The 20,883-nt window shown below is 62.3% G+C and carries 12 protein-coding genes and 1 pseudogene; 3 read left to right on the top strand and 10 right to left on the bottom strand.

What is annotated here, in order from left to right:
• The first annotated feature begins 37 nt into the window (after window positions 1-37).
• A complete protein-coding gene (locus tag VGG89_05100; GenBank protein HEY1975894.1) occupies window positions 38-445 on the top strand; it encodes a response regulator transcription factor in 408 nt (135 codons plus the stop codon).
• 10 nt (window positions 446-455) lie between these two features.
• Here VGG89_05100 and VGG89_05095 read toward each other — a convergent pair whose 3' ends face one another.
• Entirely contained in the window at window positions 456-968 is a 513-nt protein-coding gene (locus VGG89_05095) for a hypothetical protein (GenBank protein HEY1975893.1), read from the bottom strand.
• Between the two features lie 112 nt (window positions 969-1,080).
• Here VGG89_05095 and VGG89_05090 point away from each other — a divergent pair, with 112 nt between their 5' ends.
• Window positions 1,081-4,521 carry a TM0106 family RecB-like putative nuclease gene (locus tag VGG89_05090; protein ID HEY1975892.1) on the top strand — a complete coding sequence of 1,147 codons (3,441 nt, stop codon included), beginning with the start codon at window positions 1,081-1,083 and terminating at the stop codon, window positions 4,519-4,521.
• On the opposite strand, the gene VGG89_05085 is transcribed toward VGG89_05090, so the two are convergent.
• From VGG89_05085 to rpoC, 4 genes and pseudogenes are all read right to left on the bottom strand, one after another.
• The gene (locus tag VGG89_05085) at window positions 4,478-6,379 is read right to left on the bottom strand and encodes a hypothetical protein (GenBank protein HEY1975891.1); all 1,902 of its coding nucleotides are present in this window, start codon (window positions 6,377-6,379) and stop codon (window positions 4,478-4,480) included. The two genes, VGG89_05090 and VGG89_05085, sit on opposite strands and share 44 nt — an antisense overlap.
• 11 nt (window positions 6,380-6,390) lie before the next feature.
• On the bottom strand, window positions 6,391-8,322 hold the full coding sequence (locus VGG89_05080) for a hypothetical protein (GenBank protein HEY1975890.1): 1,932 nt from the start codon (window positions 8,320-8,322) through the stop codon (window positions 6,391-6,393).
• A gap of 50 nt (window positions 8,323-8,372) precedes the next feature.
• The gene (locus VGG89_05075) at window positions 8,373-9,119 is read right to left on the bottom strand and encodes a DUF4097 family beta strand repeat-containing protein (protein ID HEY1975889.1); all 747 of its coding nucleotides are present in this window, start codon (window positions 9,117-9,119) and stop codon (window positions 8,373-8,375) included.
• A 335-nt stretch (window positions 9,120-9,454) separates the two neighbouring features.
• Window positions 9,455-12,949 (bottom strand): annotated as a pseudogene (rpoC, locus tag VGG89_05070) (DNA-directed RNA polymerase subunit beta').
• A 367-nt stretch (window positions 12,950-13,316) separates the two neighbouring features.
• Here rpoC and VGG89_05065 point away from each other — a divergent pair.
• On the top strand, window positions 13,317-13,880 hold the full coding sequence (locus tag VGG89_05065) for an NAD(P)-binding domain-containing protein (protein ID HEY1975888.1): 564 nt from the start codon (window positions 13,317-13,319) through the stop codon (window positions 13,878-13,880).
• On the opposite strand, the gene VGG89_05060 is transcribed toward VGG89_05065, so the two are convergent.
• The 5 genes from VGG89_05060 to rpoB form a co-directional block, all read right to left on the bottom strand.
• On the bottom strand, window positions 13,852-14,364 hold the full coding sequence (locus VGG89_05060; protein ID HEY1975887.1) for a lipocalin-like domain-containing protein: 513 nt from the start codon (window positions 14,362-14,364) through the stop codon (window positions 13,852-13,854). The genes VGG89_05065 and VGG89_05060 overlap by 29 nt on opposite strands.
• Complete coding sequence (locus VGG89_05055) at window positions 14,361-15,155, bottom strand: alpha/beta hydrolase (GenBank protein ID HEY1975886.1); 795 nt, start codon at window positions 15,153-15,155, stop codon at window positions 14,361-14,363. The genes VGG89_05060 and VGG89_05055 overlap by 4 nt, the downstream gene beginning before the upstream one ends.
• Window positions 15,156-15,162: 7 nt before the next feature.
• Window positions 15,163-15,609, bottom strand: a complete 447-nt coding sequence (locus VGG89_05050) for a hypothetical protein (protein ID HEY1975885.1) — start codon at window positions 15,607-15,609, stop codon at window positions 15,163-15,165.
• Entirely contained in the window at window positions 15,602-16,510 is a 909-nt protein-coding gene (locus VGG89_05045) for an NAD(P)-dependent oxidoreductase (protein HEY1975884.1), read from the bottom strand. Before VGG89_05045 ends, VGG89_05050 begins: the two co-directional genes overlap by 8 nt.
• Before the next feature lie 246 nt (window positions 16,511-16,756).
• On the bottom strand, window positions 16,757-20,539 hold the full coding sequence (gene rpoB / locus VGG89_05040; protein HEY1975883.1) for a DNA-directed RNA polymerase subunit beta: 3,783 nt from the start codon (window positions 20,537-20,539) through the stop codon (window positions 16,757-16,759).
• Between the last annotated feature and the right edge of the window lie 344 nt (window positions 20,540-20,883).

The following is a 20,883-nucleotide window of genomic DNA, read 5'->3' as shown; positions in this document are numbered from 1 at the left end:
TCCAAAAGGACGCTCTTATTTTATGGATACTCAACCAATGCCCGGGACCCCCGACGACCAAGGCGACGAAATCTTACGCTACGCCGCCTCGCTCCTGGCTCGTAACGATAACGAACTGGCCGTCATCCTCCACCGTCCCAATCTGTGGGAGGTTACGGTCGGAACGCTCATTGACGCCGGCAAGTCGACCAAGAAAAGCTCAAAGCGACATCTTCGCCCCGTTCCAGGCGGCGACGGCGCGTGGAACTTGAGCGCGGTGCTCTCGACCCGCGAGCTTCAGGTCGTACGGCTCATCGCCGAGGGCTTGTCCAACAAGCAGATCGGCGCGAACCTCGAGCTCAGCGACAAGACGATCAAGAACCACATCTCACACATTCTCGGAAAACTCGGCTTGACGGCGCGCACCCAAGTAGCGGTCTTAGCTCTTCGCGGTGGACTCTGCTAAGACGCATCAACTAAGCTGCGGTCAACTCTACCGGACGGGTGCCGCAGCGCAGCGTGCGCACGGCGCCCGTCGTGAAATCGTAGACCAGCACGCCGCGCAGCCGTTCCGGTTCGTACCCGTTGGCGGCATTGCGAATGGTCCGCATCGATTCGAGCCGGCGGCCGTCGCTCGCCAAGCGCCGGAACACGACGCCGTACAGCCCTCCGCGCTTACCCCGCACGATCGCGTCGAACGGACGGGCCGCCCGCGCGACCGACGCAACGTCGCGCCGGTCGATCGCAAACAGCCGCGTCGCCAGCCGGCTTTGCATGAATCGCCCCAACTCGCGGACGATCCGGTCGCGCTCGGCGAAGAGCAGCGCCGGGCGAATGCCGTCGCGGGCACCCCGCTGCACCAGCTGCTCGAAACGGATAAGCGCGTCGTCGACGAGCAGCTGCCGCGAGCGGCGAGTCACGATGGCGGCGCGCATCGCGCGCTCCGCGAGTTTGGGAAGGCGGTCGGCGGCGAGTAGTGGATCGAACATGCCCGTAGTCTAGCCAACCGGAGTGCCAGGTGGGTGGCATCCTAAAATTCTTGCGGAAAGAATTTTTGAGTGCCAGGCGTATGGCACGCGCCGCGGCTAAAGTTGTGAAAGCATGCAGCAGATCGACGGACAATTCGTCTTCTCGGCTTCCGACCTCAACGATTTCCTCGAGTGCGACCATCTCGTCGAGTTGCAGCGCCGCGTCGCGCTGGGCGAGCTGGTCCGTCCCGAGCCCGATCCCGCCACCGCGCTGCTCGCGCGCAAAGGCGACGAACACGAGCGTCGTCATCTCGAGCGGCTGCAGGCCCAGCCCGACGGCGACGTCGTCGTCTTTTCGGCTAACGGCGATCGCTCCGTGGCGGCGTGGCGCGCGGCCGAAGCCCAAGCCCTGGCTGCGATGGAGCGTGGCAGCCGTGTCATTTATCAGGCGACGTTTTTCGACGGAACGTTCTTAGGCCGCGCCGACTTCTTACGCCGCGTGGAACGCCCGTGCGCGCGCTGGCCGTGGAGTTACGAAGCGATCGACACAAAGCTCGCGCTCAATCCGAAGCCGTACTATCTCGTCCAGCTCTGCAACTACAGCGACCACATCGGACGGCTGCAGGGCTCGATGCCGCACGAGATGCACGTCGTGCTCGGCAGCGGCGAGGAACGGCACTTTCGCGTCGACGACTTCGCAGCATACTATCGCAATCTCAAGTCGCGCTTTCTCCAATGGATGGGGGTCGCTTCCCACGACACGTATCCTTTTGAGAAGTCGCACTGTACGGTCTGTTCGTGGAGTAAGGCCTGCGCGCAGCGGCGCGATGCCGACGACCACTTGAGTTTGGTTGCCAACATTCGCAAAGACCAGATTGCCAAGCTCGAGGCCGGCGGCACGACGACGCTCGCGGCACTCGCAGCCGCGACGGCGGAGCAGCGTCCGTTCGGGATGGTCGAGTCGACGTTCGACAAGCTGTGCCACCAAGCGCGCCTGCAACACGTCGGCAGAACCGAGCACCGTTACGTCTACGATCTGCTGCCGCACGACGAAGGCGACGGACTCGAACGGCTGCCCGAACCCGACGAGGGCGACCTCTTCTTCGACATCGAGGGCGATCCGCTGTACGCGCCCGAACGCGGACTCGAATACCTCTTCGGCTTCTATCTGCCGAAGGAACGGGAGTATCGCGCGTTCTGGGCGCGCGACGACCGTCAGGAACGCGCCGCGTTCGAAGATGCCATCGACTTCCTGGTCGAACGCCGCCACGCGTATCCGGGTATGCACGTTTACCACTACGCGCCGTACGAGACGACGGCGCTGCGGCGCTTGATGGGTTTTTACGCGACGCGCGAACGCGAGCTCGACGACCTGCTGCGCAACGAAGCCTTCGTCGATCTCTATGCGGTCGTCCGCCAATCGCTGCGAATCTCGCAGCCCAGTTACTCGATCAAGAAGCTCGAGGCATTCTACGGAATGACGCGCGCGACCGACGTGCGGCGCGGCGACGATTCCATCGTCATGTTCGAATCGTGGCTGACCGGAGGCGACGACGCGATCCTTGCCGACATCGAGCGCTATAACGAGGACGATTGCCGTTCGACGCACCGGCTGCGCGAGTGGCTGATCGAGCGCCGCTTCGAATGGGAAGGGCAATTCGGCCGCGCGCTCGCATGGCGCGCCCTGCGCAACGAGGAGACGCCCGAAGACGACGGCCGCAGCGAACTCGCACACCGGCTGCTCGACGGACTTTCCGCGCCGCGTTCGCTGCTCGAGTTGCGCCAATCGGCCGCAACGGTACGGGAACGGTGGCTGTTGGGACATCTCATTTCGTATCACGCGCGCGAAGCCAAGCCCGCGTACTGGCGGCTCTTCGATCGCTGCGCCAATCCCGACCGGCTGCTCGAATTCGACCACGAGGCGATCGGCGGCCTGCGGCTGCGCGACGACATCGAGCCGACGAAGGTGAAGCAGTCGTACGTCTACACCTACGCGTTTCCCGATCAGCAGCACAACTTGGGCACCGAAACCCCGTATAGCCCGCACCACTGCGCGCCCGCCGGCACGATCGTTGAGATCGACGACGAACGCGGACTGCTGCGAATCAAGCTTACCCGCAATATCGTGCCCCATACGCTGCGCGCACTCATTCCGGGCAAGCCGATCGAGACCAAGAGCAAACGCGACGCGCTGGTGCGCATCGCCAACGCCTATCTCGACGGCACGCTGGCCCAGCGGTTTCCCGGCACGCAGTCGCTTCTGCTCGCCCGAAAACCACATCTGTTGCATCCGCGCCTGCTGGTTCAGCCTGGGCGCGTCGACGCAGCTTCGGTGTCGGAGGTCGTCCACGATCTCGACGGCAGCCACCTCGTCGTCCAAGGGCCTCCGGGATCGGGCAAGAGCACGATCGGCGCCGCGGCCATCGTCGAGCTGCTCGCCGACGGCAAACGCGTCGGCATTTTGGCTAACGGTCACAAAGCGATTCACAACCTCTTGCGCAAGGTCGAGCAAGCCGCGCAGGCGGCCGGCGCCCGGTTTATCGGGCTGCAGAAGTACACGGCCGGAAACGAAGGTTCCGCGTACGAGTCGCCGCTCGACGATCCCATGGTGCTGCCCGTCGACAACGCCGCAGCGTTTGCGTCGATTTCGCACGCGCTCGCCGCGGGAACGTCGTGGCTATTCGCGCGCGAAGAGTTGGCAGGCGCCTACGACTATCTCGTCATCGACGAGGCGGGGCAAGTTTCGCTGGCCGACGCGATCGCGTGCTCCGCGGCGGCGCGCAACGTCGTACTGCTGGGCGACCCGTTGCAACTCGCACAGGTGTCGCAAGGCGCGCATCCGACCGGCACCGGACTCTCGGTGCTGCAGCACGCGCTCGGCGAAGACGAGACGATCGATCCGTCGTGCGGGATCTTCCTCGACGTGTCGTATCGCATGCACCCGGAGATCTGCGCCTTCATTTCACACGCCGTGTACGACGATCGTCTGCACGCGGCTCCCGACTGCGCACGCAACGCCGTGGCATCGCCGGGTTTGAGCGGCAGCGGACTGCGCTATATGCCCGTCGATCACGACGCGAACTATCGGGCGTCGTCCGAAGAAGCCGCGGCAATCGTGGCCGCGGCCGGCGACCTGTTACACGGCACCGTCACGGTGGGCACGCAACCGCCGCGCGCTCTGACGGAGCACGACATTCTGGTCGTCTCGCCCTACAACGGACAGCGCAAACGCATTCGCGAACAACTCGCGGCCGCTGGACTAGGGGAGATTCGCGTCGGCACCGTCGACAAGTTCCAGGGACAGGAGGCACCGGTGGTCTTCTACTCGATGGCCACGTCGAGCGGCGCAACGCTGCCGCGCGACCTCGAATTTCTGTTCGAAAAGAACCGGCTCAACGTCGCGATCTCCCGCGCGCAATGCATGACGGTGCTCGTCTGCTCGCCGCGCCTCCTCGAGCTGCGCTGCAGAACGCCTGAAGAGATGGCGCTGGTGAACCTGCTCTGCGCTTACGTCGAAAGCGCCGCGCGTTCTAGCGTGCCGGCGCCGCCGACGCCGTTGCGTGCGGCTTCATGATCGCTTCGAGCATGTCGGTCGTCCCCGGGATGCGCTCGAGATGCGGGACCTTTACGCCGTCGTGGTAATCCAAAGACAGGTGTGAATACCAGCCGCCCTGATTGACGAGCAGGTCGATATTGGCATTGCTCATTTTCGCGCTCTTAAGCGCGGCCGTCCAGATCTTCTGGGTAAACGCCCGTCCGTCGACCGCAACGACCATCATCATCGGCGCAAGTCCGGCCTTCCACGCGGCCGAGCCCTCGCGGACGTCTTGCACGTGTCCCTTTGAGGTCAGGTTGACGCCGGCGTCAAACCACGAATACACCGAATGAGTCTCGCCGCGCTCGCCGACGAACTTGTTCGGCGTATCGTTGTAGACGAGCTTATAACCGGCTCTCGCCAGCTCGTCGGTGGGCGGGACCGGCGCGATCGAGTAGATGTACTTCTGGAAGAACGCGTGCCAATCGTACGGCTGCACCGAGTTGAGATAGCTTTCGATATCCGCGCGCGTGTAGGTGACGACTTTCGGCGCCGAGATGCCGCCGGCAAACACCTTCGCGTAATCGTCGAGCGACTTGGCTCCGTGCGACTGCTCGCGAATGATCGTGTCGACGTCGAGCCAGACCAGCTCGCCCTCACCATAGAAGTCGCCGGCGGTTCGCCGCAGACTCGAGTACCAGCCGCTCGCGCAGCAATAGTAGTAAGGCGCTCCGATGGTGGTATCGCTCAACGGCGTCGTATTTCGGCCGGGCTCGTAGGCAAACCGCGCGTAGAGGTAAGCGAGGTATTCGGGATAGTCTTTCGGATCGCGCAGCCCCGAGCGGAACGACAGCATGTCGCCGACGTATTGGTTCATGCCCTCGTACTGCCACAGCAACTCGGTTTGCTCGGGATAGGGCTCGTTGAAGTTGGGTTCTTGGAGCAAGTACGGGCGGCGGTATTTGCCGTTCCACGAGTGCGAGAACTCGTGCGGAATCAGATCGCCGAACGTCAACAAACCTTTGGGATCGATCAGATACGACTCCCACGCGCGGTCGTCGCTCGACTGGTGGTGCTCGATGCCTTCGGGACCGATCGCTTCGCTTAAGGTAAGCTCGGCATGATAGACGTTCCAATGCCGGCCGCCGTAAAAGGCCATCGCTTCGGGTGTGAGCCGTTTGTACGCGTCAATGACGTCGGCTTTGATGTCGAGATCCTCGGGGTTTTCGGCGAAGAGATCGAGGTACGACGTCGCTCCGTCGCCGGTCCAGGTCGTAACGTGTTTAACGAAGCGCCCCATGTCGGTCGGTGAGTCGACGAGCGTTTCGAGCGTGACCGCGTTGAAGTTGATCCGATTCCCCGCGCGCTGCGCCCCCGGGAGCGCCGATGCATAATCCCAACCGTCGGGCAAAATCAGACTTGGACGAACGTAGTACTGCTCGTTGTCGATGTTGCGCTGGTACAGCACGTACCGGTTCCAGTTGCCGACGAGGATGTTGCGCGACGCCATCACTTCCTCGCCGGGACCGTTGAGGAGCACGGTGAAATCGGCGTTAATCGTGCGGACGCCCTGCGGCACGTCGACGTGAAACGCGTACATATCGACTTGATCCCGATGCCACGCGATCGGGTGCCCGTTGGCGCGAATCACCAGTTGGGAGATATCGTTGAGTGGTCCGTCGGGCGAGTGCTCGCCGGGAATCCACTCGGGATAGACGATCGTAAACGGTCCCGGTGCCACCGGAATCGTCATGTGGCTATAGGCCAGTCCAACCGATGCCTTACGCGCATCGAGCACAATCGTCATCGGGTTGTTCGCTGTTGCCAGCGGCGTATCGAGACGATCCGCACCTATGAAGGCGAGTGCCGCGGCCGCGATAATCAAAAACTGCTTCACGGTTGACTCCTTCATTTCGCGTGCGGCCGCATGATGAGGGTGAGCATATCCGTCGTGCCCTTTACTCGCACGAGATGCGGATACTTCGCACCGCCGTGATAGTGCACCGTGATATCGCGGTAGTAGCCGTCCTGTTCGGCGATCAGCCGCAGGGGCGCGAAGCTCGACGACGTCGCCTTGACGGCGGCGTACCAGGCGTCCGCGTTGAACTCGCGATCGTTGATCGAGACGATCGTCATGCCGACACCTAGGCCGTCGTTCCACGCCGGCGATCCCTCGAGGACGTCGATGATCTTCCCCTCATCGGTCGCCGTGAGACCCACGTCGTACCACGAACCGACGAACTTGCCCGTCGATTCATTGGCCTGGTCGTACTTATTGGGCTTGTCGGTGAAGACGAACTTGTAGCCCGCGCGCTGAATTTCGTCAGTCGGGGGTTGGACGGCAATGGAGTACACGTACTTTTGGAAGAATCCGTGCCAGTCGTAGGGCACGACTTCGTTTAAGTAGTGCTCGAGGTCGGCACGCGTATAGGTCACGACGCGCGGCGAGGAGACGCCGCCGGCAAAGATTCTCGTATAATCGTCGAGCGACTTGCGCTCACCCGTGACCTGGCGAATGATCGTGTCGGCGTCGAGCCACATCAGCTCGCCTTCGGAGTAGAAGTCGCCCGACGTCCGGCGCAGCGACGGATAGGCGCCGCCGGTGGCATAATAGTACGGCGCGCCCGTCGTAACGTCGATGATCGGCGTCGTGCGGCGCCCGGGCTCGTAGGCGAGTTGCGCGTACGTCGACGCCAGATACTCGGGGAAGTCCGCAGCCTTACCTTTGATACCGCAGCGGAACGACAACATGTCGCCGATGTACTGATTCATGCCTTCGTACTGCCAAAGCAGTTCGGTGTGCTCGGGATGCGGCAAGTTGAAGTTCGGCTGCTGCAGGTCGAACGGCCGCCGGTATTTCCCGTTCCACGAGTGCGAGAACTCGTGCGTGAGCAGATCGCCGCCGGCCATTTCTTCGTCTTCTTTGGTGACGAAGTCGTCGTCGGCCCGGTCGTCGCTCGACTGGTGATGCTCGATGCCTTGTCCGGGAATGAGATCGCTCAGCGTCAGTTCGGAGTGATAGACGTTCCAGTGCCGTCCGCCGTAGATTGCCATGGCCTCGGGCGTCATGCGCTTGTAGGCCTGCACTTCCCACGCCGGCATGTCGAGATCTTCGGGGTGGTCGGCGAACATGTCGAGATACGATTTGGCGTTACCTTGGCTCCACGTAAGAATGTGCCGGTAGTAGCGCCCGGAGTCGGTCGGCGAATCGACCAGCGTCTCGAGCGTCACCGTCTTGAAATCGACGCGGTTGCCGTTGCGCGAGCGGACCGGCAGCGCGCTGGCATAGTCCCAACCCGACGGTAAGATCAAGCTCGCGGTCGCGAAGTACTTCGTGTTATCGATGTTGCGCTGGTACAGGATGTAACGGTTCCAGTTCCCGACCATGATGTGGCGCGTCGCGAGTTGACCGTCGGTGAAGTTGTTTTGCTGATTGACCAGGACGGTGAAATCAACGTTGACGCGATGAACGCCGGGCGGCACGGTGATATGGAAGGCGTACATGTCGACGGGATCGCGCTGCCAGCTGATCGGCTGCCCGTTGGCGCTGACGCGCAACTCCGACATGTCGTGCAGCGGACCCGTCGGCCCGTGCTCGCCGGGTATCCATTCGGGATAGTCCAACGTGAAGGCCCCCGCCTCAACCGGAATCGTCATATGCGTGTAGGCGATCCCGCGCGGTGCCATGCGCTCGTCGAGAACCACGGTCATCGGATTGTTCGCCGTTGCCAGCGACGGCGCAAGACCGGCGCTTCGAGCCGGAACCGGTACCGCCATGCCCAGCAGCATGCTAAGGAACGCGCCGCACGCAGCGGCCCGAAAGCGCGGAAAAGCCTGCATTACGCCTCCAACGCGAGGACGAGAAACGAGAAAGACGGGCTGCGAACGCGTCAGTGTTCGGGGGTTAGATAGACGTCGCCTTTGAGCGCGTAGAGCCACAGAAACGGCGCGCGGGCGTTCGAGCTGCCGAACGTGTTGTGCACCATGCCGCCATCGGCCGATGCGTCGATCTTGGCGCGAAAACTCTTGGGGACGGTGAGCCGGACGGTGCCGGTGCCGCTTTGCATGCGAACTTCGTTGCCCGACCATCCCGACGCGAGCGTAGCGGTGACGCTTCCGTCGTCGGCCGCGAGATCGACGGGCGCGAGCGCACCGGTGACGGTAATGTCGCCGTGCGCGTTCTCAGCGGTAATGGAGGCGCGCGGTGAATCGATGACGATGTTGCCGTCCTCATCGTAGATCTCGACGCCGGCGGACGGTTTGTCAATGTGCACGTCGCCGCTGGAGAAACGCAAGTCGAGCCGCATGCCGGCTGGATACGTCACGGTATACGTCGCCCCATTGGACGGTATGAACGGCAGCAACGGTGCTCCGCTTGGCGGTTTAATCGCTAACGCAAGGCGATTGCCTTGCCGAACCGACTGCAGGTTCGGCACCGGCGCCGACTTGTCTTGATCGACTCGGACCTCGATCGACGAGACGTCCGAACTCGGCCTCAGCACGATCGCCGCGCCGCCGGCTTCCACCTGAAGCACTTTTGCGCCGTTCCGATCGAGCGTCCGGTCCAACATCGTGTCGGCGCTCGCCGGCAACGCACCTAACGCGGTCAGCACAAAGAAAAAGAAAAGCGGCCTCATGCCGCCATTGTAGCAAGAAGGGCCCCGCTTTCGCGAGGCCCTTGGGTGCCTTACAGGTCTTCAGGGTTGATGCCCTTGAGACGGTCGTACTGCGTCTTCTTCGGCGGAGCGTGTACGTTGACGTGGTCTTCATAGTCGCCTTCGTACTGCACGGTGAGCGGCTCGCGGTTGCGCTCGTAGGCGCTCACGAGGCGGCTCATGCCGTCGCCGTTGCCGCCGCCACCCATGACTTCGGCCAGCGCCGCGTCGTCGGCGGTCATCGTGGCGTACGCCATTTCGTACTCTTGGCGCGGACGGCCGTCGTCGTCGACGTCCTGGCCTTCCGGCACGATATCGACGTTGCGATACCGCGACATGCCCGTGCCGGCCGGGATGAGCTTGCCGATGATGACGTTCTCCTTGAGACCGAGCAGCGGGTCATACTTGCCCTTGATCGCCGCGTCGGTGAGGACGCGCGTCGTCTCTTGGAAGCTCGCCGCTGAGAGGAACGACTCCGTCGCAAGCGAGGCCTTCGTGACGCCCAGCAGCACGGGATTCGAGGTGGCGGGCTCCTTGCCGTCGGAGCGCACGCGCTCGTTGGCTTCGTGGAACTGCGCCGCTTCGATCAACTGTCCGGGCAGCATCAGCGTGTCGCCGCCTTCGACGATCTTGACCTTACGCAGCATCGAGCGAACGATCACTTCGATGTGCTTGTCATTGATGTCGACGCCTTGCGACCGGTAGACTTTCTGCACTTCCTGAACCAGGTAATTCTGCAGCGCGGTCTCGCCCTTGATGCGCAAGATGTCGTGCGGGTTGAGCGAGCCTTCGTTGAGCTGATCGCCCGGCTCGACGTGACCGCCCTCTTGCACGTTCAAGTGCGTGCCGTAGGGAACGTCGTACTCGTGCTCTTCGCCGGTCGAATCAACCACGAACACCACGCGGTGGTTCTTCTCCTCACCGATGCGAACCGAACCCGCGACCTCGGTGATCGTGGCTTGGCCTTTCGGCTTACGCGCTTCGAAGATTTCCTCGACGCGCGGGAGACCGGTGATGATGTCTTCGGTTGCGACGCCGCCGGTGTGGAAGGTTCGCAGTGTGAGCTGCGTACCCGGTTCACCGATCGACTGCGCCGCGATGATGCCGACCGCCGTACCGATGTCCGCCTTGTTGCCGGTCGCAAGATCGCGGCCGTAGCACATCGAGCAGACGCCGTATTTCGATTGACACGTGAGCACGGAGCGGATCTTCACCGACCCGACATTGGCGTCGATGAGGGCTTTGGCTTTCTCTTCGTCGATCTCTTGATTGCGCGTGACGATCGCCGTCGTCGGGCGCTTGGGATCGAGACGGACTTCCTCGGCCGCGCGGCGACCGATGATGCGGTCGATGAGCGGCTCGATGATTTCCTTGCCGACGCGGATGTCGCTGACGGTGATACCGTTGGCCGTTCCGCAGTCGTCCTCGCGAATGATGACGTCTTGCGCGACGTCGACCAGACGGCGAGTCAGGTAGCCGGAGTCGGCCGTGCGCAGCGCCGTATCTGCAAGACCCTTACGCGCGCCGTGCGTCGAGATGAAGTACTCGAGTACGGTAAGGCCTTCTTTGAGCGACGCCTTGACCGGAATCTCGAGGATTCGGCCCGACGGGTCGGACATGAGTCCGCGCATACCGCCGAGCTGCTTGACCTGGGCGATCGAGCCGCGAGCACCCGACGTGGCCATCATGAAGACCGGATTGAGCGGGCTTTGCGCCGCCTGCATCGCGGTCGTCACTTCGTCCGACGCCTTCGACCAGATTTCGATGGTCTTGTTATACTGCTCGTCTTCGGAAATGAAGCCTTGATCGTACAAGCGGTGCAGCTCGTCGACTTCGTGCTGGGCACGATCCACGATGTCGTACTTCGCATCCGGCACGACGATGTCGTTGATCGACACGGTCGTACCCGAGAGCGTCGCGTAGTGGAAGCCGAGGTCTTTGATCGCGTCGAGGAAGCGCGCCGTTTCGGCGTTACCGTACTTGCGATAGCAATCGGTAATCGTCTTACGCAGCAAGCCTTTATCGATGATGCGGTTGAGGAACCCGTGATTCCACGCAAGCGGGAACGCCATATTGAAGATCGTCCGGCCGATCGTCGTTTTGACGAGCTGACCGTTCCAACGCACGTACACCCACTCTTGGAGCCCGACGTTGCCGGTCTCGTAAGCGATGACGGCCTCCTTGGGATCGTAGAACGTCGGAATAGCACCGGGAGCGTCGGCTGCCGGCGCGTTCTTCTTGGGTTTACCGTTGGTGCGCGCGTGATCGTCTTTATGATACTCTTCGGTCACCGCCGCCTTGGCCGGTCCGGCGTACTCGTCGCGTTGGAACGTGAGGTAGTACAGACCTAGGACCATATCTTGCGTCGGGATCGACACCGGGTTACCGTACGCCGGCAACAGAATGTTGTTCGACGACAGCATCAGGATGCGCGCTTCGGCTTGCGCACCGGCAGAGAGCGGCAAGTGAACGGCCATCTGGTCGCCGTCGAAGTCGGCGTTGTACGGGGTGCAGACCAGCGGATGCAGATGGATGGCCTTGCCTTCCACCAGCACCGGCTCGAACGCCTGAATGCCGAGACGGTGAAGCGTGGGTGCGCGGTTGAGCAGCACCGGATGCTCTCTGATGACCTCTTCGAGAACGTCCCAAACTTCCGGACGCACGCGCTCGACCATACGCTTCGCGCTCTTGATGTTGTGCGCGAGCGCGCGGTCGACGAGCTTCTTCATGACGAACGGCTTGAAAAGCTCGAGCGCCATCTCTTTGGGGAGACCGCACTGATGCAGCTTGAGCGTCGGGCCGACGACGATGACCGAACGGCCGGAGTAGTCGACGCGTTTGCCCAGCAGGTTCTGACGGAAACGGCCCTGCTTACCTTTGAGAATGTCGGACAGGGACTTCAGCGGACGGTTGTTGGGGCCGGTCACCGGACGGCCGCGACGGCCGTTGTCGATCAGCGCATCGACTGCTTCCTGCAGCATGCGCTTTTCGTTCTTGATGATGATCTCGGGCGCGTTGAGCTCGAGCAACCGCTTCAAACGGTTGTTGCGATTGATCACGCGGCGATAGAGATCGTTGAGGTCGGACGTCGCGAAGCGGCCGCCATCGAGCTGCACCATCGGGCGCAGTTCGGGCGCAATGACCGGAACGGCGGCGAGCACCATCCACTCGGGCTTGTTGCCGCTGGCGAGAAATGCTTCGACGACTTCGAGACGCTTGATCGCCTTGAGACGCTTTTGTCCCGAGGTTTCCTTGAACTCTTTGCGCAGCGTTTCTTGGAGCTGTCGCAAGTTGAGGTCGCGCAGCAATTCGCGGATCGCTTCGGCACCCATGCCGGCTTTGAACCGATTACCGAACTTGTCACGCGCTTCGCGATACTTTTGCTCCGAGAGCACTTCGCGCTTGGTGAGCGTGGTGTCGCCCGGATCGATGACGACGTACGCCGCAAAGTAAATGACCTTCTCGAGCTGGCGCGGCGACATGTCGAGCAGAATGCCGATGCGGCTCGGAACGCCCTTGAGATACCAAATGTGGCTGACGGGCGTGGCGAGCTCGATGTGGCCCATGCGCTCGCGGCGAACCTTCGCGCGCGTGATCTCGACGCCGCAGCGATCGCAGATCATGCCTTTAAAGCGAATGCGCTTGTACTTGCCGCAGTGGCACTCCCAGTCTTTGGTCGGGCCGAAGATCTTTTCGCAGAACAGACCATCGCGCTCGGGCTTGAGCGTGCGGTAGTTAATGGTTTCGGGCTTCTTGACTTCGCCGAACGACCACGCGCGAATCTGCTCCGGTGATGCCAAGCCGATGCGCATGGCGTCGAAGTTGTTGACGTCGATGAGATTCAAGTGGGACGCTTCCTCAAAGCCTGTGCTGTCATCCTGAGTGTAGCGGCGTAGCCGCGAAGTCGAAGGACACAAGGCCGGCGGCTTACGCAGGGACGCTCTTCTCACGGGGTCACGTAAGGAGCTCCCACCGTCGCCGGGGCCGGGGCACAGACGGCTATTTTATCACGGCCGGCTCCGCCTGTCACGACCGTCCGAGCGGCGCCCGCCGAGAGCCCCCGCGGGCGCCGAAACCGCGGCGGCTGGGCCGTTCAAGCCCGGCCCCGCCACAGCCGGCGTTGTCCTTTGGCTTGCGACCAATCGAGCAGTGGCTATCGGACAAGGGTATGAGAGAGTCATGAAGATTGGCATCATCGGTTCAGACGACCGCGCGGTTGCTATCGGCAAGCTCTTCACGGAGGGCGGTCATGAGGTAGAGTTTAGCGACCCTCGCGACAGGCGCGCTGCAGAGGAAGCGGCGAGCAAGGCAGGCGCTGAGGCGGACATTCCGTACGCGTTAGCAAGCACCATGGAAATCTTGATCTTTGCAGTGCCGCATGACGAAATCGACGCCGCCCTCGCGGCCATCGGTACGTTGCAGACGCCGCAGGCAATCGTCGAAGCCGGAAACTCGCGGCCCACGGGTGACGATATAACCGATGCCGAGTGCCTTGCCAAGAAATTGGACTCGCACTCGGTCGTACGGGCGCTCATCGTGCTACCGCAGGCCGGCGCCAACATCCCGATCTGCGGAGACGATCCGATCGCGAAGACGCTGGTCGAGCAGGCGTTCGCGGCATGCAACTGCGTCGTCACCGATCGCGGCCCGCTTACGAACGCGGCCGAACTCTATCCGCCGCCGCAGACGTCGGAGCAGGGTACGATCGACGCGACTACGCCCTCTTCCACACCAATACGTTAGACGAGCCCCAGATCTCCGGCGGCACGGTGCGAATAGTCAGCGTGTCGCCGGCGATCGTGAACTGGCGCTCGAGCGTCGTCCCAACGAGATTGGTGAACACACAGACTTCGACGTGATGGAAGACGCGATCGCCTTTGATTTCGTAGCGTCCGGCGTACGCGAGGAAGTCGGCGACCGACTCGATACACTGACCGCTCGCGGGACCCCCGACCGACTTCGGCGGGTTGAGCGACGGGCGATGCGTTCCCATCAGCACCGCCGCCATGCGCTCGTTTTCGGTGTACATCAAGTAACCGGCCGGCTCGGGACCGAACCGCGGCTTCTCTCCGCCCTTGCCCTCGTCGACGTTGAAACTCTCGAGCTTCCACGCCCCGATCACGGGTAGGCTCGTCGCGCCCGCCGGCGGCGTGCCCAGTGCAGTGAATATGCCGAACGATGCGGCGATGCCGAGCAGATTCTTGCGGCTAAGGCGTTCTTCGTTCACGTGCGGGCCATCCAATCGTCAAGTGATTTGACCATCGCATCGAAGGCCGTGCGATGGATGTTGTGACCGGCTCCGGGGAAGACGGCGATATCGACGTTGGGTGAATGCCGGTCGACGATCTCGGCGAGCATGGCATCGTCGTTGATCGATTCGCCGGGCGCGGCCATCCCGAGCCACAACGGTTTGTCGTACGCAGCGATTGCGGGGCGCATGTCCCACGACGCGGGCGGATTCTCGCGCATAAGCCCTTCGATTGGATCGAGCGTCATCGTTGCGACGGCGTGCACTTTCGCCGCGACATCGGTAGGATGCCAGTCGGCGTACTCTTCGCGAATCAGCGCCGCGCGCGCGTCGCCGTCGTGCGCGAACTGCGCCCGCAGTTCTTCGAGATACTCTTCGTACCACTCGGGGCTGACTTGCTGGATCATCGGATCGATGGCTCCAACGCGCCATACCGGCATCCGTAGACCCGCTTGAATCGCAATCGCGCCGCCCCACGAGTGGCCGATCAGCAAATCGATGGGTTCGCCCAGCGCCGTGGCGACGTTTTCCACGTCGCGGATGCCGCGCTTGAGCTCCATCGGCCCGTGCACTCTCGCGCTATCGCCGTGCCCGCGCTGATCGTAAGCGACCACGCGAAACCGGTCTTGCAAGTGCTCGGCAAGACGCTGCCAAGAAAAGCGCGAGCTCGTCATGCCGTGCACGCACAGCACCACGGGCCCGCGCGAACCCCAGGTCTCGACGGTCGTCTGCGCTCCGTCGTCGAGCGCGACCAGCGCAACGCTGCTCAAGCTTGGTCTAGCTGTGAACCTGCTTGTGCAGCTCGTGCAGATCGTCGAGCATATTGAGCGTCACCGCATCGTTGACGTTCTGGTTTTTGAGGCCCATGCCGTCGCGCATCGACTTGGCGGTCTCGGGAGAATGGTTATAGCCGTGGATCGAAGCGTTGTGCTTCTTGATCGTGTCGGCATCGGTCGTGCCGTTGTCGACGACGTATTGCTCGAACTGCACGTACGTCGGCTTGGTCGTGCGCACGAACTCCATGACCTTGTCGCGGTTCAGTCCGAGATTGTCGATCGTCATTTGATCGAATCCGGCACCGCAATGGTCCCAACCATCGGCGAGTTGACCGGCATAACCAAGCGTGAGCTTCGTCCATAGGCGCGGCAGATGTGCGGCGCCGAGCGGGCCCGTCGTTTGCGAACTGACGTAGGGGATCTTCTCTTTGGTGGCAGTCTCAGGCATTGGCGAGTTCCTTTCCGTGACGTGAGGCGAAAGTGAGTTCGGAGACACCGGATTTATCGAGTTGACCCAACCCGAGCTTCTTCATGAGCTCGAACTGCTCGTAGGTCGCGCGCGCTAGCGGGAGCGTTAGGTCGACGTCTTTTGCGAGCGAAAGCGCGATGCCGGAATCCTTGGCGGCGTGCTCGGCGGAGAAGTACACGTCGTGCTCGCGGTTCTGCATGTCGGCACCGTCGGTCTCGAGCACGCGCGAGTTGGCGCCCGTCTGCGAGAAGACTTCGCGCAGAACGTCGAGATCGAGGCCCAGCGCGTCGCCGAGGCCGAGGCCCTCGGCCAGACCGGCCGTGTTGATGTTCATCACCATGTTGACCAGCGCTTTGACCTGCGCGGCGCGGCCGGCTTCGCCGACGTACTTGAGCGACGCGCTCATCTTCTCGAGCATCGGCTTGACCTGGTCGAAGATTTCCTTGCGGCCGCCGATCATCAAGTACAGCGTGCCGTTGCGCGCTTGCGGAATCGAGCTGGCCATACACGCTTCGAGTGAATGCGCGCCGCGCTCCTCGGCCAACTTCTCAACGTCGACGTGCACTTTCGGCGTGATCGTCGCGCAGTTGATGAAAATGCGCCCTCGCGCATTGGTCAATAGCGAGTCTCCGGACATTGCGAAGATCTTGTACATGGCGGCGTCGTCGGGAACGACCGTGATGACGACGTCGGAAAGTTCGGTAACGCGTGCGAGGGCCGGCGTGACTTCGCCGCCCGTTTCCTTCGCCGTTTCCAGCGCCGATTCAGGATTCACATCGAAGAGCGCCGCAATTTCATATCCGACGTCGTGCAAACGTTTGGCCATGTTGGCACCCATGCGTCCGGTGCCGACGAGACCGATTTTGGGCTGCGTGCTCACGAGCTTCCTCCAGGTCCTGGTTCTGCGGGATATGGGGAGTTACGCGCGGCCGGGGCGGTTCCTTGGCGTTAGCCGGTGCGTCCTGCGGCGCCGAACGAATCGCCGGTAAAGCGCTTATCGGCGGTCCCTGAAGGCTTGCTTTCTTCGCTGTGCCGCTGCCCCCGGGTGTCGAGATCGTCGACGAACATAGCATAAAGAAAAGGCCGCGCGGTGAGCGCGGCCTTTCGTTTTGATACGGAGCGAGAACTAGTACGAGTCTTCTTCGTTGTTGTTGGTGCCTTCGGCGAAGGTCGATTCTTCCTCGTCTTCTTCGTAGGGCTTGTCTTCCTCGTAGGTCTCTTCGTCTTCTTCCTCGAGTTCGTAACCCTGCGCGCCTTCCTCGACCTCCTCTTCGGGCTGCTCTTCCTCTTCTTCGAAGACCCCTTCGCCCTCGGCTTCGGCCGGCCGCGGCATCGGCGGAGGCGTCGGCAGCGGAGTCGTCGCGTCCAGCGGTTTGCTGTCGTCGATTTCCTCTTCTTCCTCTTCCTCTTCCTCAACCGGAGCTTCGCCCTCGGCCACATCGGCTTCGGCAACCGCTTCGTGCGTAGCCACCACCGTTTGCGATACCGCGGGCTGCTCGTCGCCCATGAGCAGACCGTATTCACGGCGCTCGGTTTCGCCCATCTCGTCTTCAGGCGTCTTGATCTCGACCTCTTCGCGGTTCTCCGTCAATACTTTGACGTCGAGTGCCAGCGATTGCAGTTCCTTGATCAACACCTTGAACGATTCGGGAACGCCGGGCTCCATCACGTTCTCGCCCTTGACGATCGCTTCGTAGGTCTTCACGCGACCGACGACGTCGTCGGACTTGACCGTCAACAGCTCTTGCAGCGTGTACGCGGCACCGTAAGCTTCCAGCGCCCAGACTTCCATTTCGCCGAAGCGCTGGCCGCCGAACTGTGCCTTACCGCCGAGCGGCTGTTGCGTGATCATCGAGTACGGACCCGTCGAACGCGCGTGGATCTTGTCGTCGACCAAGTGCGCCAGCTTGAGCATGTAGATCAAGCCGACCGTGATCGGACGCGAGAAGCGCTCGCCGCTGCGGCCGTCTCGAAGCCACGTCTTGCCGTCGGACGGCAGACCGGCATCTTGCAGCCACTCAGAGATATCCTCGGCGTGCGCGCCGTCGAAGACGGGCGTCGCCACGCTCATGCCGAGCATGCGCGCGGCCCAGCCGAGATGCGTCTCCATGATCTGCCCGAGGTTCATACGCGACGGAACGCCGAGCGGATTGAGGACGATGTCGACCGGCGTACCGTCTTCCAGATACGGCATGTCTTCTTCGGGCAGCACTTTGGCGATAACGCCCTTGTTGCCGTGACGTCCCGCCATCTTGTCGCCTTGCAGAATCTTACGCTTCTGCGCGACGTAGACGCGCACGAGGTGGTTCACGCCCGGCGACAGCTCGTCGCCGTTCTCGCGCGAGAACACCTTGACGTCGATGATCTTGCCCTTCTCACCGTGCGGCACTTTGAGGCTCGTGTCGCGCACTTCGCGCGATTTCTCGCCGAAGATCGCGCGCAGCAGGCGCTCTTCCGCCGTCAGCTCGGTTTCGCCCTTCGGCGTCACTTTGCCGACGAGAATGTCTTCCGGACGAACTTCCGCACCGATGCGGATGATGCCGCGCTCGTCGAGATCCTTGAGCGCGTCTTCTCCGACGTTGGGAATGTCGCGGGTGATTTCCTCAGGACCGAGCTTGGTGTCGCGGGCCTCGCATTCGTACTCTTCGATGTGAATCGAGGTGAAGCGATCTTCCTTAACCATGCGCTCGCTGATGAGGATGGCGTCTTCGTAGTTGTAGCCTTCCCATGGCATGAACGCGACCAGAACGTTTTGACCGAGCGCGAGCTCGCCTTCGTCGGACGACGGACCGTCGGCGAGCACTTGGCCGGCGACGACGTCGTCGCCCAGCGACACGATCGGGCGCTGGTTGATGCACGTGCCCGCGTTGCTGCGGACGAACTTGAGCAGGTCGTACGGCTTCTCCACACCCTCGTCGTTGCGAATCAGAATCCCCTTCGCATCGACCGACGTGACCACGCCGCCCTCGTCGGCGACGATGAGACTGCCCGAGTCCTTAGCGGCGCGGTACTCCATGCCCGTGCCGACGATCGGCGCGTCGGGACGCAGCAACGGCACGGCTTGCCGCTGCATGTTTGCGCCCATGAGCGCGCGGTTTGCGTCGTCGTGCTCCAGGAACGGAATGAGCGCCGTTGCGACCGAGACGATTTGCTTGGGCGAAACGTCCATCAGCTGGACTCGCGCCGCCGGCTCTTCGATGTACTCTTCGGCGTAACGACAGACGACCGAATCGGCCATAATCTGGCCGCCCTCGGGATCGACCGGCGTGTTGGCCTGCGCGATGATGTACTCGTCTTCGCGATCGGCCGTGAGGTAGACGATCTCGGTGGTGACGTTGCTGTCGCGCACGACGCGGTACGGCGTTTCGATGAAACCGAACCGGTTGACGCGGCCGTAGGTCGCCAGCGAACCGATCAATCCGATGTTCGGACCTTCCGGCGTTTCGATCGGGCAGATACGTCCGTAGTGTGAGTGGTGAACGTCGCGGACTTCGAAGCCCGCACGCTCGCGCGACAGACCGCCCGGACCCAACGCCGACAGACGCCGTTTGTGCGTCAGCTCGGCCAGCGAGTTCGTTTGATCCATGAACTGCGAAAGCTGCGAGGAGCCGAAGAACTCCTTGATCGCCGCCACCACCGGACGGATGTTGATCAGCGCTTGCGGCGTGACGGTTTCGATGTCTTGCACCGTCATGCGCTCGCGAACGACGCGCTCCAAGCGGAGCAGGCCGACGCGGAACTGATTCTGCAGCAGCTCGCCGACGCTGCGAACGCGGCGGTTGCCGAGATGGTCGATGTCATCCTTGGGAACGACGCGCGTCGCGACCTTGATCAGACGGCGGATCACCGCGATCATGTCGGCACGCGTTAGGCACCGCGTCTCGATCGCCGGCATCTCCAGGCCCGCATCGGCGTACTCGTCGACGGCAACCGTCGGCTGCTCGGTGCGCGCGTCGGGATCCGGGTTCTCGATGCGATAGTGGAACTTACCGTTTAACTTATAGCGGCCGACGCCCGCGAGATCGTAGCGCTTCTCGTCGAAGAACAGCGACTCGAGCAGCTTCTCGGCGTTCTCCGCATTTTCGGGTTCGCCGGGACGCAGCTTCTTATAGATCTCTTTGAGCGCGTCTTCGCGCGTCTTGATATCCTTGTCTTTTTCGATGGAGTTGCGAACGAGCGGGCTGTCGTTGAAGAGCGCGAGGATCGCCTCGTCGGTCTCCCAGTTCAGCCCAAGATCCGGACGCGAAAGCGCGCGGATGAACGTCGAGACGTAGATCTTACGGTTCTTGTCGATGCGAACGCCGATCGTGCCCTCGGTCTCGTCGTTCTTCGTGCCGTTGTCGGTTTCGAACTCGATCCAAGCGCCGCGATTCGGAATGATCGTCGCATTGAACGTGGGACGCGCGTTCGTGTCGACGTCTTGGCTGTAGTACACGCCGGGCGAACGGACGAGCTGGCTCACGATCACGCGCTCGGCGCCGTTGATCATGAACGTGCCCTTGTCGGTCATGAGCGGAAAATCGCCCATGAAGATCTCTTGGTCGGGGATGCCTTTGATTTCGCCTGACTCGGCCGTGATCAAGCGCACGCGTACCCGCAACGGGGCGCTGTACGTCATGTCGCGCTCGCGGCACTCTTCAATTGTATATTTGGGCTCGCCGAGGCTGTGCTCGCCGAACTCCAGGATCAAGTTGCCGGTAAAGTCCTTGATCGGCGAGATCGAATTAAACGCTTCCGCCAAACCCTCCGTCTTGAACCACTCGAAGCTCGCCTTTTGCAGTTCGATGAGGTTGGGTACTTCCAGAACGTGGGGAATTTTGGCAAAGGTATACCGGCTGCGCTTCGCGCCGGGATCGGGGGGTTGCTCGACCGTGAACGCCCCCGTCGGCATGGGGAACGTCGCGGGCATGACTCTCGAGGCGCCGTTGCCTACGGCCGCGCCGCCTTTGGCGGACGCGGCGCGCTTCGACTTGCCCTTCGCTCCCGCTGAGCTCTTCGCGGGGGCCTTCGGAGCTGTCGTTTTCGCCATTACTCTCTTTCTGTTGCTATGAATCGTGGATGCGCGCATGCCACGAAACTCGCGGGCACACCAAAAAGACGAGCAACGGCTCCGGTAACGTGGCCGGAGGTGACTCGCCCTTCTCTATGGTGGCCTTATGAGCCGCGGGGCATAGGTTACGAGTTTAGCACCCGCCAGGGGGAGCGTCAACGCCCGCGTACTGATTCCTTCTTTTGTCGGGGCAGGAGCTCACG

Source organism: Candidatus Baltobacteraceae bacterium, assembly GCA_036488875.1.
In the GTDB taxonomy this organism is placed as follows: domain Bacteria; phylum Vulcanimicrobiota; class Vulcanimicrobiia; order Vulcanimicrobiales; family Vulcanimicrobiaceae; genus JAFAHZ01.
The sequence above is the reverse complement of the archived record's forward strand: the minus strand, read 5'-3'. Positions and strand labels throughout refer to the sequence as shown.

What these genes read in the sequence shown, in the direction of transcription:
- VGG89_05100 (HEY1975894.1), top strand. Translation starts at nt 38, where the DNA reads ATGCCCGGGACCCCCGACGACCAAGGCGACGAAATCTTACGCTACGCC.
- VGG89_05095 (HEY1975893.1), bottom strand. Translation starts at nt 968, where the DNA reads ATGTTCGATCCACTACTCGCCGCCGACCGCCTTCCCAAACTCGCGGAG.
- VGG89_05090 (HEY1975892.1), top strand. Translation starts at nt 1,081, where the DNA reads ATGCAGCAGATCGACGGACAATTCGTCTTCTCGGCTTCCGACCTCAAC.
- VGG89_05080 (HEY1975890.1), bottom strand. Translation starts at nt 8,322, where the DNA reads ATGCAGGCTTTTCCGCGCTTTCGGGCCGCTGCGTGCGGCGCGTTCCTT.
- VGG89_05075 (HEY1975889.1), bottom strand. Translation starts at nt 9,119, where the DNA reads ATGAGGCCGCTTTTCTTTTTCTTTGTGCTGACCGCGTTAGGTGCGTTG.
- VGG89_05065 (HEY1975888.1), top strand. Translation starts at nt 13,317, where the DNA reads ATGAAGATTGGCATCATCGGTTCAGACGACCGCGCGGTTGCTATCGGC.
- VGG89_05050 (HEY1975885.1), bottom strand. Translation starts at nt 15,609, where the DNA reads ATGCCTGAGACTGCCACCAAAGAGAAGATCCCCTACGTCAGTTCGCAA.
- rpoB (HEY1975883.1), bottom strand. Translation starts at nt 20,539, where the DNA reads ATGCCCGCGACGTTCCCCATGCCGACGGGGGCGTTCACGGTCGAGCAA.